Here is a 16,549-nt window from a genome sequence, read left to right as displayed (position 1 = left end):
CCTTTCTTTTGAGCACTGATAACCCTAATTTCTTGGATCGTGCACATGCCAAGATTTGCCCCTGCAACAAGCTTAGCGTTTGTTATAGCTTGGTTTATCAAAGTGAACTAAACAAGTATGCCAACGTTTGATAAATGAAGCTTGTTACGGGAAAAGAGCGCCAATGGCGCTCTTATTTTTGATCTTTAAAGTGATCGCTTATGCACTGATGGTTAAGGAGTCAGCGATATCACCAGCTGAAGCCTTGAGCTTGGACTTGAAGAAGCCTAAGGTCATTTCCTTCATCATGCCATCAGCAATGCTGCCAGAGAACTTGAGCTTAACGTTCTCGCCGTTAATGCCCTGAAGCTCAATCTTGGAGCCATCGGTAAGGCCTGCATTCATCTCCTTGATAACTGCATCAACCTTAGCAAAGTACTGTGAAGAAGTAGTAGCTGCGTCTAAAGATGCTGAGCAACCGCAAGTCTCTTTCTTCTCAGTGGTAGTAGCGATCTTAATGCCCTGAACTGGAGTCTGAGCAAAGCCTGGACGTGGTACGCCGCAACGCTCTAAGTCAACCCAAACCTCATCGATAACTTCTTCGATGCGCATGTGGCAGCTCTGGCAACCACCACCGGCCTTGGTGTAGTTGGTAACTTCTTCAACGGTAGTTAAGTGGTTTTCCCAAACTACCTTCTTAATCTTGTTAACACCAACTCCGAAGCAGTGGCAGATGATCTCGCCATCTTCGTCATGGATGTGCTCGTAGGTCTTGCCGTGGAAGTTTGCAATAGCAGCATCTAAAGCTTCACGGCCCATTACTGAGCAGTGCATCTTCTCAGCAGGTAAACCGCCTAAGTAGTCAGCGATCTGCTGGTTGGTGATCTTCTCGGCCTCTGCTAAGCTCTTGCCGATTAACATCTCAGTTAAAGCTGATGATGATGCAATAGCACTACCGCAACCGTAGGTCTGGAATGCTGCATCTTCAATGATGTTGGTATCGGTGTTGATCTTGAGCATTAAACGCAGTGCGTCACCGCAGATAATCGAGCCCACATCACCGACAGCATTAGCGTCTTCAATAACGCGTGCATTGCGCGGATTGAGGAAATGATCTTTTACTTTATCTGAGTAATCCCACATAGCTTAAAGCCTCGAATTAATTCTTACGGTGGTGAATGAAACGCTTTACAGCGCCGTATAACCAAAAGCAGCTTGTTTATCTAGTTAACAAGGTGTCTTATAGTCGATCCTACTAGATGCATCAAAATGCACAGGTACAAGATTGTAGACCTTTTGGCATATTGATGACAAATATAAGTTGCATCTTAGACAAACTAGCCTTACACAACTTAATAGTCATCCACATCTGACAGTTGCAGACTCACAATCTGAGTAAGTCTTGCCTAACGGATTGCCATTGTACAGGAAAAATCACAATTGTTAGATGCAAAGATTTAGCACTTGCAAATTAGCAATCGCATAAATACCAAAAACAAGCCATTAGTGATCAAAACAAGATCAAGATCACCATATACCGCCACATGCATAAATGCCATTCTTACGGCATTTTCAGAAAAGTATGAACCATCTCACAAACAACAGCACATGCTAGTGAATCACTTGATAAGTTTTATCCTTTGCAAAAAATAAAACCTACTTTTCTTAGCAAATGAACTCAAACGCTGTGACTACCATTTCATCTCAAGGGCGAATACTCTAAAAAGAGTACTGGCCATTATTTTTGACCATGGGGCAAAACTTAGCTAAAGGTTTACAGCCCTCAATGACTCTTTAGCTGAAATTACCTCGTGAAGGTCAAATAGGCATCATATTTTGATTAAACTTTGCTTCATCAAATAGCCATTCAGGCAAAAATATGATGCAGCCACCTGCCGATATAAAAGCCTCATGGGTTAAGAATATACAGACTTATGTGCTCATTGCTGCCTTTGTTTGCATTATAATCAGCGCCCGAGCATTGATGAATCATCATCTCGATTTGAACTGAGTTAGCTTTGGTAATGGCGATGTTGAAGTCAGAAAAGAGATCTAAAGAAAGTCTAAGCGACATGGTCAATCGCGACATGACGCTAAAAGAGCAATTGCTGCTTACTATTCGACTTTCTATGCCATCGATTATGGCTCAGCTCTCTACCATCGTGATGCAATATATCGATGCCGCCATGGTGGGATCTCTAGGCGCTAATGCTTCTGCCTCAATTGGACTAATGATGGCTCCAATTTGGCTCTTTACTGGCATCATCATTACCTCAGTAGCCGGTTTCTCAGTACAAACAGCCCATCTTTTGGGTGCTAAAGATGAAGTAAACGCCCGCCGCGTGGTACGACAATCTTACGTGGTGATGCTGACTTTCTCCATGATCGTAGGCCTGATTGCTTGTATCTGTGCCCCATTTTTACCTGCTTTCTTAGGCGGTGCTGAGGAGATTAGACAGGATTCAACCGACTATCTTATCTTCTTCATGGGTGCAGCCCCACTCTTCTTGCTTAACTATCTGTCTGCTGCAATGCTGCGAACTTCTGGCAATATGCTGTTGCCAGGCATGCTCAACGTGTTGATGTGTCTTTTGGACGTAGTCTTTAACTTCATCTTTATCTTTGAAACGAAAGTCCGCACTATTCCTCTTATTGGCGAGGTTGAGACCTTTGGCTTTGGGCTTGGAGTTAAAGGCGCTGCTCTTGGATCTGCTGCAGCTGCAGGTGTAATTGGCTGTATTCTCACTTATTTCTTAGTCTTTAAATCGCCAACTCTTGCCTTAATTAAAGATCGTGGCTCATTTAAACCAACTCTTGATGTGGTCAGACGAGCACTACGTATCTCCATCCCAATCACGGGCCAGCAATTCATGCTCTCATCAGCTCAGTTGGTGTCCACCATGATTGTTGCTCCTTTAGGAACAGTAGCTATTGCTGCTCACGCCTTTGCTAATACCATTGAGGCCATTTGCTACATGCCTGGCTTTGGTGTATCAGATGCTGCAACCACTTTAGTCGGTCAGTCTGTTGGTGCAAGACGTTTTGATCTTACCCGCCGCTTTGCCGCTATCACCATCTTGCTTGGCGTTGCAATAATGAGTTTCATGGCTGTGCTCATGTATGTATTTTCCCCTGAGATCATGGCCGTCATGACACCAGATCACGAGGTAAGATCGCTTGCAGTAACCGTACTACGCATTGAGGCCTTTGCTGAGCCAATGTTTGCTTGTGCCATCGTTGCCTACGGTGTTTGTGTTGGTGCTGGTGACACTTTCCTGCCAAGCATCATTAACTTCGGTACTATTTGGGTAATCCGTTTAGGCCTTGCCTACTACCTGAGCCTCTCATATGGTCTTGAGGGCGTGTGGATTGCCATGGCTATCGAGCTTTCTATCCGTGGTCTCTTGATGGTTTCACGTGTGATCTTTGGTAAATGGATTAAGGTTGATAACCTCGCATCGTAGACACAATCAACCTACAAAAGATCAACCGCATTAAGCTATCAAGTCACTGCAACACCAATACTAATCTCATACTTTTATTCGGCCCCACATAGCTAAATTCGTGGCCTTGGGCTTAAGGATTTTCCAAAAGCCATGTTGGAATTTTTCCAACATGCACTTTCGGATTTTTCAAAAGCCATGTTGGAATTTTTCCAACATCCACTTTAGGATTTTTCAAAAGCCATGTTGGAATTTTTCTAACATGCACTTTCGGATTTTTCCTACATGCATGTATGCGTTTCCCGATAGGAATGCGTGATTTTTTAAAGATCTTGTGCTGCGCTACTGACAATTGAGTATAAGTCTTATCAGTGTTTCGGAGGCTAGCAAAATGTACCTGCATAGAACAATTGAGCAATCGCTGCCATCACTTTGCCAAAACTTTAAAGTTATCCTCATAAGCGGCATGCGAAAGGTGGGCAAGAGAACTCTTTTGCAATACTTAACTACCGATAATCGTAAGTACGTTAGCTTAGGTAAGTTTGAAGATTATGAATTAGCCTTAACCTCACCAAGTGCGTTTTTTAGGCAGCATCAGCTACCTCTAATCATCGATGAAATTCAAAGAGTACCGCAATTATTTAGACAAGTTAAAGCCGAAGTCGACAAAAGCGATGCATGCGGTCAAGTTTGGATTTCAGGATCTCAACGTTTTTCACTAATGCAAAATGTTGGAGACTCTTTGGCCGGAAGGATCTTCGAGGTTCATTTGATGCCACTAAGTATCTATGAGCGCGAAGGTAAAGGCTTGCTGCAGTCAAACTATATCCCTTCTGAGGATCTCAAAAACCATTTAGACCTAATATCGCCCTCTGAAACATGGGACATAATTTGGAAAGGCGCTTGGCCAGAGCTGTACAGAGCAAATTCAAAAGGTCGCAGTCAGTTCTTCGAGGCTTTTATTCAAACACTGCTTGAGCGCGACATTCAAACTGATAGAAAGATTGGTAAGCTTGCTGAGTTTAGAAAATTCCTAAAAGCACTTGCTATGTGCACTGCTCAAGAACTTAGAATCAACAAGCTCTCTAAGCTTAGCGGCGTAACAGAGCCTACGGTAAAAAGATGGCTTAAAGTCGCGCAAGCAATTGGCCTCATCTATCTGCTACAGCCTTTTTCAAGCGATAGATCTAAGACACTCACAAAATCGCCCAAAGTTTACTTTTGTGATACAGGATTAGCCGCCTACCTTTGCGGATTCTCTACTGCCAATCAAATGCAAAGAGATACAAATGCAGGCGCTTTTTTCAAAACATTTGTCGTTACTGAGATCTTAAAAAGCTGGTATCACAACTCTATTAAGCCTGAGATGTACTATTACCGAGATGCTAAGAAGAACACTAATGTTGATCTATTAATTCATGCCAATGGCTTGTACCACCCAGTGCAAGTTTGTATGTGCGAACAGGCAAATATCTCCATGGCACGACACTTTAGTGAGCTCGATAACTTGGGCCTTAAGAGAGGATTTGGTGCAGTTATCTGTAACTGTCCTTCGCACCGCTATCTAAATGACACTGTCATAGCGCATAGCATTTGGCAAATTTAGCTTTGCTCAATTATGAAAAAGGGCGACCATGTGGTCACCCCCTTTTTTTTAGCTTGTTTCAAGCCACCGAGTTGGTCGCAGTAGCTAATTAGTATTGATGCTTTTAGGCTTGCTCTACGCCTAAAACCTCAAAGCCATCCTCTGTAACTGCCTGAGATAAAGCCTCGTCAGTTACACTTTGAGCTACACTCACACGAGCACACTTGTTCTCAAGTGAGACCTCAACTACTGAGCACCCCGCAACTGCATTTAAGGCCTTAGTGACGCTCTTGACGCAGTGCTGGCAGCTCATGCCTTCGATCTTGATGATCTTTTCCATAGACTTTTCTCCATTTGCATCGCCAGATCCTTGCACTTGCTGCGGCTCGCTTGCAGATGGCTTGTGATCTTGATTGGTATGGTGCTCTGTTACTACAGTCTCTTGTGCAGACACCATGGATTGGGATGCTGATGGGCTAAGCATATCCTTGTTGCGATTGTACTTGCAAGCAACTTCGGTTACAGAAGGCTCACTCTTAGATGCACGAGTTGACAAAGCTGCGATGGTGGCATGAGCCTTGATGATAGAGAAGACAGACTCATGTGCGGCAAGGCCAACTCGAATATTGTTTGCATCAAAATACTTTAAGGCATCAGCAAGTGGCATGTTACGTAAACGCAGCGCGTTAGTCACCACGCACAGGGAGCTTAATGACATAAGTAAAGCGGCGATCATAGGATTGAGCTGCAAGCCTAAAGGTATAAATAAGACACCGGCTGCAAGCGGAATACAAATGATGTTATAGATGAATGCCCAGAATAAGTTTTCCTTGATGTTGCGAATTGTTAAACGGGACAGAGCAATAGCATCCACAACCTTGGTTAAGTCATTGCGCACTAAGATTACATCAGCACAAGAAGTAGCAATATCAGTAGCACCGGTAAGTGAGATACCAACATCTGCAGCACGCAATGAAGGGGCATCATTTACACCATCACCGATCATGGCAGTAACAGCACCTTCATAGCTAAGCATCTTGATATATTGAGCTTTATCCTCTGGCATACAGCTGCCTAAATAAGACTTGATATCAAGCTGTGATGCTACATAAGAGACAACCTCTTCGCTATCACCTGATACCATCACAGGGCAAACGCCTAAGAGCTTAACATCACTAGCTGCACCATATGCGCTGTCCTTGATCTGATCGCCAAGCTCGAAAATAGCGTAGCACTTAGTATCATCGAACAGATAAACGCTAATGTATTTCTTACCAATATGCTTTCGCTCTTCTTTGATGTCAGGATCATATGGACGATCATCCACAGGATCAGTTGGCAACATTGCATGTGCTTGTGCAATAGTGTCGCATAAGAACTTCTTGGAGCCCATGTAGTAACGATGGCCATTAATAAGAGCAGTGACACCCTTACCCTCAAGATTATTAAAGTGCTCTACACTAAGATCTGCTGCAGCATTAAAGCTTACAGTGGCAACATGTTCGCCATTAACAGCAGAACTTTGGAAGCCTACCTTCTCTGCGACATTGTTTGCATATGAAGTAATGGCCTTAGCAATTGGATGCTCACTACGAGTTTCTAAAGCATGGGCAACTCTTAAAACTTCACTAACACTAAGCTCATCTTCATGCAGGGCATTAACTGCCATCACATCCATCTTGCCTACAGTGACAGTACCTGTCTTATCAAATATTAAGGTATTGATGCGGTGAAGATTCTCTAAAGCCTGAGGGCTTTTAAAGAGTACGCCTACAGATGCAGCACGTCCGGTGGCTACAGTAATAGCAGTTGGAGTTGCTAAGCCTAAAGCACAAGGACAAGAGATCACTAAAACGCTTACTGCAAAAGTTAATGCTACATTGCCAGGGTAACCAGATAAGATCCAAATTGCACCAGTGATAATGGCAATTAAGATCACAGCTGGAACAAAGTAATATGCCACCTTATCTGCAAGACGAGCGATCGGAGCCTTTTGGCTATTGGCTTCGTTAACAAGCTCGATGATCTTAGATAAGGTGGTATCTTTACCCACTTTCTGTACGCGGTAAATCATATAGCCGCTAGTTAAGAAAGTAGCACTTTGAACTTGAGATCCAATCTCTTTCTTTACTGGCATAGGCTCGCCAGTTAAAGCAGACTCATCTACATAAGCAGAGCCTTCAATAACAATACCATCTGCACCGATGCGATCGCCAAGACGCACCACGATCTCATCGCCTACCTTAACCTCGCTTAAAGGAATGCTCTCTTCATCGTACTTAGATGCATCATATTGTGGATCAGAGGCAAGATCTTTACTCTCCTGAGCACTAACTAAGTTAGCTTTTGAAGCATTAGAAGAACTTGCAAGCTCATGATCGGATAGGCCGCAGCTGCCATTGTCTGTATCAGCGCTGCAGCAAGCACTTGCCTGGTTCTTAATTCGACGCACGTTAACGTGGGTTGGAGCAAGCTCTAACAAGGCATTATTGGCATCTAAAGCCTTACGCTTGGCCTTGCTCTCAAGATAACGACCGACACTAACTAAGGTAAGTATGGTGGCACAGGACTCAAAGTACAGAGCATAGTCATGAGCATGGTCAACATTAAGTCCCTCTGGCATATGTGCCAATGCCGCGCATGAGTAGATAAATGATGCACCAACACTGATGGAGACTAAGGAGTCCATGTTTGGGGAGAACTTTACTAAGCCTTTAAAGCCTGAGTTGAAGTAATTGTAATTAAGGGCAATGACGATCAAGCTCAGCACTAATTGTATGTAAGCATTGTCATGAGCAGAGTCTATGAAAATAATGCCAAACATCGGAGCCATGGAAATGCACATGAGCACGATAGTAACGGCAATGGAGGCAATTAGCGTTTTAAAGAAGGCTGCCTCGCGCTGCACAACTTCTTGAGTATAAGCGCTTTGCTGCTTGGTGCCGATGGATAAATCGATGAGAGCTGCCTCATAACCAGCACCTTTAACTGCAGTTAAAATATCATCAGAGCTCAGGTTATCTTTATAGGTTACCGTCATGGTGTTTTGCAATAATTGCACGCTAACCTCATCAACTCCTTCAAGCTGACTTACGGCCCTCTCAATACGCGCTTGGCATGCTGCGCAGGACATACCTTTAATCGAAAAACGCTCTTTGTGCACGAGACTCATGACTGAACCTATCGCCTTAATTCAAATAAATGCAGTCTAATTGACTGCTACAACTATACAAAGCGTCACTATTATTTGTGTTTTGCCGAAAGCTTCATGCAGATATTGCACAATCTGCTTATTACAAAAATACATGTGACCTAGATCACAATTATATACTAAGCAACGCTGCAGTTTATATAACTCTTTGTAAAAGTTTGACTTCTTGTAACCCTTTAAATAAGCGAACAGCGACCAATTATGCGCTAAGAGATAACTACGCTTTAGCTCTACTTACTGCATGCAAATATCTGTAGCTATGAAAGCCTATACTCTATGAGATCGCATGATGGAATGGAGCCATGTTTAGAATTGAAACTCAATGGGATAAATAGTTTTGCTTAATGCGTCTGTAGCTAAAAACAAGCTGTTGCATCAAGATGAAGATAACTTTTGTGAGGTGCTAAATATTCGCTTTGGCATGTATGAGCAAAGTTTGATAAGTATCTGAACCACATATGCTCGCTATGCAGCAACTAAGCTTTGTTGGAAAGTTAAGATCTAAAAAGGATCGCCAAGGCATGTGGAGGACCTTGGCGTTAAACGTTAGGATCTGTCGAGGTAGATAATAGCAAACTTTTAACTAGAGTTAGCATACGGTTACTAAAATTATTTTAGACTAACTAAAGTTATCACAAAACAACAAACCTCAACTCACTACCAAACATTGATATATATGCTATTTTACTCACAAAGCATCAACCATCTTTGCCCCAAATAAGTTTCCAAATACGCACCATTTTGCATCAGTTGTTGATGGTTTTTATATCATATTTTGTAGTAATCACCATGCTCATTACCAATAATCTTTCGCTACATCAGCCCTCACTTTATTAACTTTGCAATCCTGATCTCAATATCCTAATTAGCAACTGCATCGACTCCTTTTGATCTTGTTTGCAAGTTATTTTGCAATAATGATTCTCTCAGTGTTTAGTGGCGCTGTCTTTCTGTCTTTGTAGCATCCACTTGATGATCGCATGGAGATTAGCTGCATTTGCCAGCCGTGCAAGATCATTGGCCAATCTCAGTTGTATGCCTCGCTACTTAGCTTTTTGGTTGCCACCCGCCCCAAAAGACAAAGCCCCACAAGGATGAGCTTGCAGGGCTTTTGAGCGTATATGTAGCCAAGATCATGAGCGCATGCTCATGCATAAGCTAAGATCTTGGAGAGACTTAGAATGCTTGTGCATATGCCAAGATCATGGGCGGCTTAGGATGCTTGTGCATACGGCTAAGATCTTGGTGCTACTTAGGATGCTTGTGCGATCTCTTTGATGTCGTATTGTTTAGACTTAACCCAATATAGTGGACGCATGGCGTTGAGCACGGCGATGATACATAAGCCCACGTCACCAAGAATAGCTAGCCAAATATTGGCAATACCTAAAGCGCCTAAGATCAAAATAATCGCTTTAACTGCAATCACTAAGGCCATATTTTGTTTGGCTAAAGCATAGGTTCGACGAGCTAGTTCCACAGTCATTGGAATCTTTTTAAGATCGTCGTTCATAACTACGATGTCAGCTGCTTCAACTGCAGATGCAGAGCCAAACTGACCCATAGCAAAACCTACATCTGATGATGCCAGTACCGGAGCATCATTGATACCATCACCAACGAAGCCGACTGTTTCATCATTGCTTTTAATCTTTTGTAAGGTGCTAAGCTTATCCTCTGGTAATTGCTGAGCATAGAAAGCACTGATATTGCAACGCTTGGCGATATCTGCAGCAACTGCGTTCTTATCGCCAGTAATCATGTAAGTTTTAATGCCTAAGTTATTAAGCTCCTGACATGCTACAGCTGCTGACTCCTTAATCTCATCAGCAAGAATAATGCGTCCTAAAGCTACATTATTCTCTACAACATAGACCTCAGTGCCAGTAAGCTCGCTCTTTTGTACGCTAAGTCCGAGCTTTTCAGTTAAGAGCTGCTCTTTGCCTACATAAACTTCACTGCCATCAACTATGCCTTTAATGCCGTAACCAGTAATCTCATGCACGTCATCGGCTTTCTTAAGCTCAATACCCTGCTCTTGGCAGTAATTAACAATGGCTGCACCAATTGGATGAGTAGTTAGGCTCTCTAGTGCATAGAGCTTTTCAAGTACACTCTGGCGCTTTAAGCTGTCATTAGCAGCAGCATCATCACCAAAGATCTTAATATCGATAACGGAGAACTTACCTTTAGTGATAGTACCAGTCTTGTCAAAAGCAATAGATTTAAGCTTAGACAAGGACTCAATATGAATAGAGCCTTTGACCATAACGCCGATCTTGGAGATCGCGCCTAAGCCACCAAAGAAAGATAAAGGAACTGACAGTACTAATGCGCAAGGACAGGATACTACCAAGAACACTAAAGCACGAGTAATCCAATTTGCATAGTCCTCATTTGGCATCACTAATGGAACTAATGCCATTAAGACTGCACAGCTTACGACAATTGGAGTGTAGTAGACACTAAAGCGAGTGATGAGCGCCTCTGGGCGTGATTTGTTAGCTGCAGCATCTTCAATCAGGTTGAGAAGACGAGTAATGGAGCTATTCTTACTGTCCTTAGTAACGATAAGCTCAAAGACCTTACCGGTATTAATAACACCTGATGGTACTTCTTGACCCTTGGTAAATAATGCTGGCTCACTTTCACCAGTAAGCGCACTCATATCTACAGAGGCAGCTGCATCGACTAAAGTACCGTCTAAAGCTACCGACTCACCAGCTAGTACACGAATACGTGAGCCAATTTTGACCTTACGTGGACGTAAGATCTCCTCACTGCCATCCTCATTAATCACCCGCACCTTACTTGGCTTGAGCTTTACTAAAGATGAGATCTCATTGTGAGAACGAGCTGCTGCATACTCCTCGAATGCCTCACCGATTAAGTAGAAAACCATAACCGCTAAGGCCTCTGCAAAATCGCCTAAGCCATATGCACCGAATGTAGCAACTGACATCAAGAATTTCTCGGACATGCGACGACGCATGAAGAGATCTTTAAAGGCAGCAATCAACACTGGATATGAAACAAACAAGTACACCGGAACACATAAAGCGATCTGCATATACAAGTTGTCAATCATGTCAGTTAGCAAAATGCCAATAGTTAAAAGGCCAAGCGACAGCCTCACCTTTAACTGAGTATTCATGGTCTGTAACATGATATTAGTCCGTCATTCCTTAGCTAAAGGGCACTTATGTGCCCCAAAGCAATACCAAACAGCTTAAAAACCAAATGGCGCTTACACCCACAACACTAGTCGCGGATGTTGATCTCGATGCCATCTTCCATGTCATCGGCGATCTTCTGTGCGCAATCAACAATGTGGTCCTCATCGGCATCATCAGCAACATCTAAGACCAAAGACTTCATTGGGAAGTTGATGCTAGCCTCGTCAATCTCAGCATGCTGCTTTAATAAGCCTTCTAACTTAGCTGCACAGTGAGGACAATCTAAACCGTTAATATCGCAACGTACCTTCATAAGAAAACCCTTTTAATATCGCCTTCAGGCTTAAGAAAGTCTCATTGTTTGAGCCTATCTTTGCCTAAAGGACAGTAAGTAAGACAACACGTTAAATCTAAGAGTGCAGCACCATATCTAACACTTAACCTTAGATTACTATTTGAACAACTGTTCAAATACAATAACAGTATAACCTAGCATTTAGCTTTTGCAACATTGCTTAACAAAAAATTATTTTGTATGAACAAAGTCATATACACCAAAACAAGATAAAAACAGCCTGTGCTCAGTGCTATGAGCCTGCCTTTTCATCAAGGAGTAGTGTTTGTGAACTTGTTTTGAAGATACTGCCCTCTTGCCATGCACTAAATGGTGTTTGTAAGCAATTAGCTTTTGGAATGACATACTCTGAACATATATGCATTTGACTTACAAAACACAGAACTACTTCACGCTTGTTAAGTTCATGGCAAAACTGAGTAACAAAACTGGCATCTAGCTCTTAAAGTAGTAAGCTTAATGAGTTGCTAGTCATTAATTGATGGCAGTGTTGCTACGGTAATAGGCGCTCAGGCGCTTAAGTCACTTGTTTTATACAGGATCATGCTATGGGACTGACATTACTCAAGGTGGGCGCTTTTGACATGCCTTCATATTTAGAGGAGGAGCTGAAAAAGCGTGGTGAACTCTTTGTAGATAGCAAATTAGATGAAGCTCAAAGAGCAGAGGTTAGAGCAAAAACTGACTTTGTCATCGCCTCTGGCATCTCAAAGTTTGCTCCAAGTGACTATGAGACTACTCCAAATCTCAAAGGCATTGTGTGTTTCTCCGTGGGCTACGATCAAATCGACGTTAACGCTGCCATTAACCGCAATATCTTTTTTACCCATACCCCTGATGTGCTTAATGACGATGTGGCCAATACAGCCATGATGCTCTTGCTTGACTGCACCCGCCTAGCAAAGTTTGCTCAAGAACATATTGAAAACAAGCTGTGGGTTGCTAAAAAGCCATTTCCTCTAACCACTTCTATTGGTCATAAGAAGATGGGCATTGCAGGTCTTGGCCGTATTGGTAAGGAGATCGCTTCTCGCGCATTAGCATTCAAGATGGAGATTGGATACTACGGACGCCATGAGCAAAAAGATGTGCCTTATCGCTACTTTGCTACCCTCAAAGACATGGCTGCATGGTCTGATGTTCTGATGCTTGCAATGCCAGCTACTGCAGATAACCGCCACTGTGTTAACAAGGAAATCCTCGAGGCTTTAGGCAAGGATGGCTATCTAATTAACATTGCTCGTGGCTCTATCGTTAACACTGAAGACTTAGTCGAGGCTATCAGGAATCATACTATTGCAGGTGCTGGTCTTGATGTTTATGAAACTGAGCCATGCGCTCCTGATGGCTTAATGGGCCTGCCAAATGTAGCACTGCAGCCTCATGCAGCCTCAGGCACTCATGAGACCCGCAAAGCTATGGCTGATTTAGTCTTACAAAACTTAGACGCCATCATTGCAGGTCAAAAAGTTATCACACCTGTTCCTGGCACCCGCACCATCTAAACACGCCACTATTTCTACTCAGCCATAGATCAACTAAATTGCACTAGTTGATCTATGCGCTCATCCCTGTGCTATCTTTAGCGCAACATGTGCCCTTTAAAATCACTACCAAGCATGCTGTTAATTGCTCGCCCATGGTATCAGCTAGCTATACCAGGATCACCATGGTCTCATGGCTAGCTATACAGAGGGATCACCATGATCTCCGGCAAGCTGTAACTGGATCACCATGATCTTAGACTTATGCCTGAGCCATTGGTAGATGTGATTTTTACTTGCTGTGACCTTAGTGTGTTTTAGATTAATAATCTGGATAGAGATATGCTCAACCGCGCCGAATTTAACCAATTGCAAAGCCAGACGCTATCGCATATGGCGCGTAGCATGTATGTCTTTTATATTCAGCCGCAAGTGCGCCAAGGACACTCGCTTATCGACCCTGTTGATTTAAGCCGCAAGCTTATCTCTAGCAGTATGGCAATGCCTTGCAATCCAACTATCTATGATATTGAGATTGCTTTAAACGAGCTTGAGCAACATGGGCTCATTCATCGTCTAAATCAAGCACAGCCATGGCAAAATGCCTCGATTATTCTGCCTCTTTTTGCCCGTGAACTAGCTTTTGTTCCGCAGCCACCGTTTACCATGGTAGCTTCATGGCAACCAGGACCAGGCTTTAAGGATGCGGCTCTACTTGCTGGTTTAGCTGACTTTTCCTACCAAGAGCAAGAGCTACGTTCATTTATCAATTATTGGATGGGCACCACCACTATGCGCACTCAAAGCGCATGGGAAAGAGCTTTCATCAAACGTCTGCTCAAGATGCGCTCAGCTGCAGAAATGGGCTCCATGCATCAACGTCGTCGTAGCTATGTAAAAGACTATAAAGACCGAGGCCGCAACGCCAACAATAGCAACGCCAGTTTTAATAACGGAAACTTTAACCACGGTAACTTTAATGGTGATGGCTTGAATGGTGGCTTTTCACCAGCGATGCAGTCCATACCAGAACGACACGCACCGTACACTACCTCGTCTCTTACCAAACGTGTGACTTTAAAGTCCATCATGACTGGCAAAGAGGATTATGAGATCACCGCTCCTGGCTACACGGCTGATGCTTATAAGCAAACTGGACATAGTGGCTATGAGACCTATACTGCAGCTCAAGGCTACTCTGGCCAAACAGCGCCTGCTCCATCAAATTCAAACTATATGGGGCCAAGTAACTTTGGTAATCCAAGCGAGCAACTGCCACCAAACAATGGCCCATATGGCACCTCAGTTCAAAACAATGGCCCATATGGACACCTTGGTCAAAATAACGGCCAATTTAGTAAGCAAGGACAAAACTACGGACCTAGCGACAATGCCATGATGTATCCTGGCTCTACTGAGCAGTATATTCCTATTCAAAGTAGCGACAATCCTAATGAAGTAGGATCTCAGTACGCTGCAAATGGTTATTCCATGCCGATAGCAGCTCAGCCAATTGCTCCACAACAAAGCTCTGATCCATCTTTTTATCCGCAACAAGCTCCAAGAGATCAGACAGCTGGTGACTTATCTTCACAGTTAAATCAGCCATCGCAGTTTAATGCTGACTTTTTGCAGCAGCTTAAACATGAATTTGGCAGCAACTCTTCTCATACATATGATCCTGCATTAGATGCTGCATATCAGCAGCAAGTTGCAGCCAACGCAGCAACTGCTAGTAAGTCCTCGATGGCAACGTCAGTTGCAAACACAAGTGCAACCATGAATGCCCCATCTAAACAGCAGACCCATGCAAGTGATTATGTGCCGGCATCACATGGGAAGACGAGTTCAAACGAGGATGAGGATGTGCCTTTTTATAATCAGGCCCCGAATCCATCAACACGCTCTGATAAGTACATTCCCATCGATAGAAGCAAACTCAAGCTCGATTAATTTACTTTAACGTTAGCTCTACTAGCAGTGAGTGCTTTTTGCATGTCTTGAGCGGCTTACTATTCATACTATGCTTTTGTAGTATGATCGGGCAGGTTTTGGTTGATGTCTTTTAAGGAGATGAAATGGCAGCTCGCATTCTGTCTGCAAGAGGTCGCACCTTAGACCTGAGCAGTCCAAAGATCATGGGTATTTTAAATGTCACCCCTGACTCTTTTTCTGATGGCGGTAAGTTTGTAGGTTTAGAAAGTGCTATCGAACAAGCCCGTCGTATGGTCAATGAAGGCGCTGACATTATCGATATCGGCGGTGAGTCAACTCGACCTGGTGCTGATTTGGTACCTGTTGAAGAAGAATTACGCCGTGTCGTTCCTGTAGTAAAAGCCATTGCCTCAGAGCTAGACGTAATGATTTCTGTAGACACTTCTACTCCTGAGGTCATGGAGCAATGCGTTGAGGCAGGTGCTCATCTGTGGAATGACATCCGTGCCCTGCAGCGTGATGGCGCTGTAGATATGGCTGCCAAGCTTGATGTAGGCGTTTGTTTAATGCACATGCAAGGCGATCCAAAGACCATGCAGATTAACCCGGTTTACACTGATGTGGTTAAAGAGGTTACTGAGTTCTTACGTGAACGCGCTAAGGCATGTACCGATGCAGGCATCTCAGAAGATAAAATCATCTTAGATCCTGGCTTTGGTTTTGGTAAGACTCTTGGAGAGAACTACCAACTGTTAAATCACTTACCAAAGCTCATCGAGGGCACTAACTTCCACCTGCTCTCAGCTCTTTCTCGCAAGTCCATGGTTGGTGTTGCTGTGACCGGTATTACAGTACCAGCTGAGCGTGTAGTTGCCTCAGTTACAGCTGCTTTCTACTCCTTCATGCAGGGTGCACATATGGTGCGTGTACATGATGTTAAGGAGACTAAAGAGGCTTTGCAGGTATTTAACGCTATTAAGCAGTACAACTAAACACCCCCTCTTTCCTTCAAAGCTAAAGCTCGTTAAGGGCTTTAGCTTGCGCCTATCACGCCCTTTCATGGCTTTAGCTTGGCCGATCGCTCCATTTATGGCTTTAGCTTGTGCCTATCACGCCCTTTATGGCCTTAGCTTTGCCGATCGCATCCTTTAATGGCTTTAGCTTGTGCCTATCCACATCATCTTAACTGTTAATTTCTCCTTGTTGCTTAAGTTTTGCACTACATGTTAATCAGCCGGGCAAACACAAACTAAGATGTAAAATTTATGGCGAAACGGCGGAATGTAGTTAGATCACATTTCTCGTTCACCGATAAAAAAAATGCTCATTACCCCATAGCTAGCCTTGGGGATGCTCTTTAAAAATCTAATTTACCAGAACT

The 16,549-nt window shown here is 43.4% G+C and carries 10 protein-coding genes; 5 read left to right on the top strand and 5 right to left on the bottom strand.

The features are described 5' to 3' along the window. Positions 1-198: 198 nt before the first annotated feature. On the bottom strand, positions 199-1,122 hold the full coding sequence (gene nifU, locus H524_RS0106990; protein WP_027939705.1) for a Fe-S cluster assembly protein NifU: 924 nt from the start codon (positions 1,120-1,122) through the stop codon (positions 199-201). 887 nt (positions 1,123-2,009) lie between these two features. Here nifU and H524_RS0106980 point away from each other — a divergent pair. Next, positions 2,010-3,443, top strand: coding sequence for an MATE family efflux transporter (locus tag H524_RS0106980; protein ID WP_027939704.1), 1,434 nt, complete (start codon positions 2,010-2,012; stop codon positions 3,441-3,443). Positions 3,444-3,555: 112 nt separating this feature from the next. On the opposite strand, the gene H524_RS17295 is transcribed toward H524_RS0106980, so the two are convergent. Beyond that, positions 3,556-3,774 carry a hypothetical protein gene (locus H524_RS17295; protein ID WP_156907563.1) on the bottom strand — a complete coding sequence of 73 codons (219 nt, stop codon included), beginning with the start codon at positions 3,772-3,774 and terminating at the stop codon, positions 3,556-3,558. A 39-nt stretch (positions 3,775-3,813) separates the two neighbouring features. Between H524_RS17295 and H524_RS0106975 the strand changes: the two genes are divergently transcribed. Further along, on the top strand, positions 3,814-5,028 hold the full coding sequence (locus tag H524_RS0106975; RefSeq protein ID WP_027939703.1) for an ATP-binding protein: 1,215 nt from the start codon (positions 3,814-3,816) through the stop codon (positions 5,026-5,028). Between the two features lie 103 nt (positions 5,029-5,131). Here H524_RS0106975 and H524_RS0106970 read toward each other — a convergent pair whose 3' ends face one another. The 3 genes from H524_RS0106970 to H524_RS0106960 all read right to left on the bottom strand — a co-directional run bounded on the left by H524_RS0106970 (position 5,132) and on the right by H524_RS0106960 (position 11,707). Then, entirely contained in the window at positions 5,132-8,179 is a 3,048-nt protein-coding gene (locus tag H524_RS0106970) for a heavy metal translocating P-type ATPase (protein WP_027939702.1), read from the bottom strand. Between the two features lie 1,291 nt (positions 8,180-9,470). After that, a complete protein-coding gene (locus H524_RS14750; protein WP_052338965.1) occupies positions 9,471-11,384 on the bottom strand; it encodes a heavy metal translocating P-type ATPase in 1,914 nt (637 codons plus the stop codon). Between the two features lie 95 nt (positions 11,385-11,479). Further along, the gene (locus tag H524_RS0106960) at positions 11,480-11,707 is read right to left on the bottom strand and encodes a cation transporter (RefSeq protein WP_027939701.1); all 228 of its coding nucleotides are present in this window, start codon (positions 11,705-11,707) and stop codon (positions 11,480-11,482) included. Positions 11,708-12,297: 590 nt separating this feature from the next. On the opposite strand from H524_RS0106960, the gene H524_RS14745 reads away from it, so the two are divergent. From H524_RS14745 to folP, 3 genes are all read left to right on the top strand, one after another. After that, complete coding sequence (locus H524_RS14745; RefSeq protein WP_044121706.1) at positions 12,298-13,254, top strand: 2-hydroxyacid dehydrogenase; 957 nt, start codon at positions 12,298-12,300, stop codon at positions 13,252-13,254. Positions 13,255-13,638: 384 nt separating this feature from the next. Further along, on the top strand, positions 13,639-15,186 hold the full coding sequence (locus H524_RS0106950) for a DnaT-like ssDNA-binding domain-containing protein (RefSeq protein ID WP_027939700.1): 1,548 nt from the start codon (positions 13,639-13,641) through the stop codon (positions 15,184-15,186). A 125-nt stretch (positions 15,187-15,311) separates the two neighbouring features. Then, positions 15,312-16,160, top strand: coding sequence for a dihydropteroate synthase (folP, locus tag H524_RS0106945; RefSeq protein WP_027939699.1), 849 nt, complete (start codon positions 15,312-15,314; stop codon positions 16,158-16,160). Positions 16,161-16,549: the final 389 nt, after the last annotated feature.

The organism is Anaerobiospirillum succiniciproducens DSM 6400 (assembly GCF_000482845.1).
Classification (GTDB): domain Bacteria; phylum Pseudomonadota; class Gammaproteobacteria; order Enterobacterales; family Succinivibrionaceae; genus Anaerobiospirillum; species Anaerobiospirillum succiniciproducens.
Note: the sequence above shows the minus strand (reverse complement) of the source record. Positions and strands in the feature narration are given on the sequence as shown.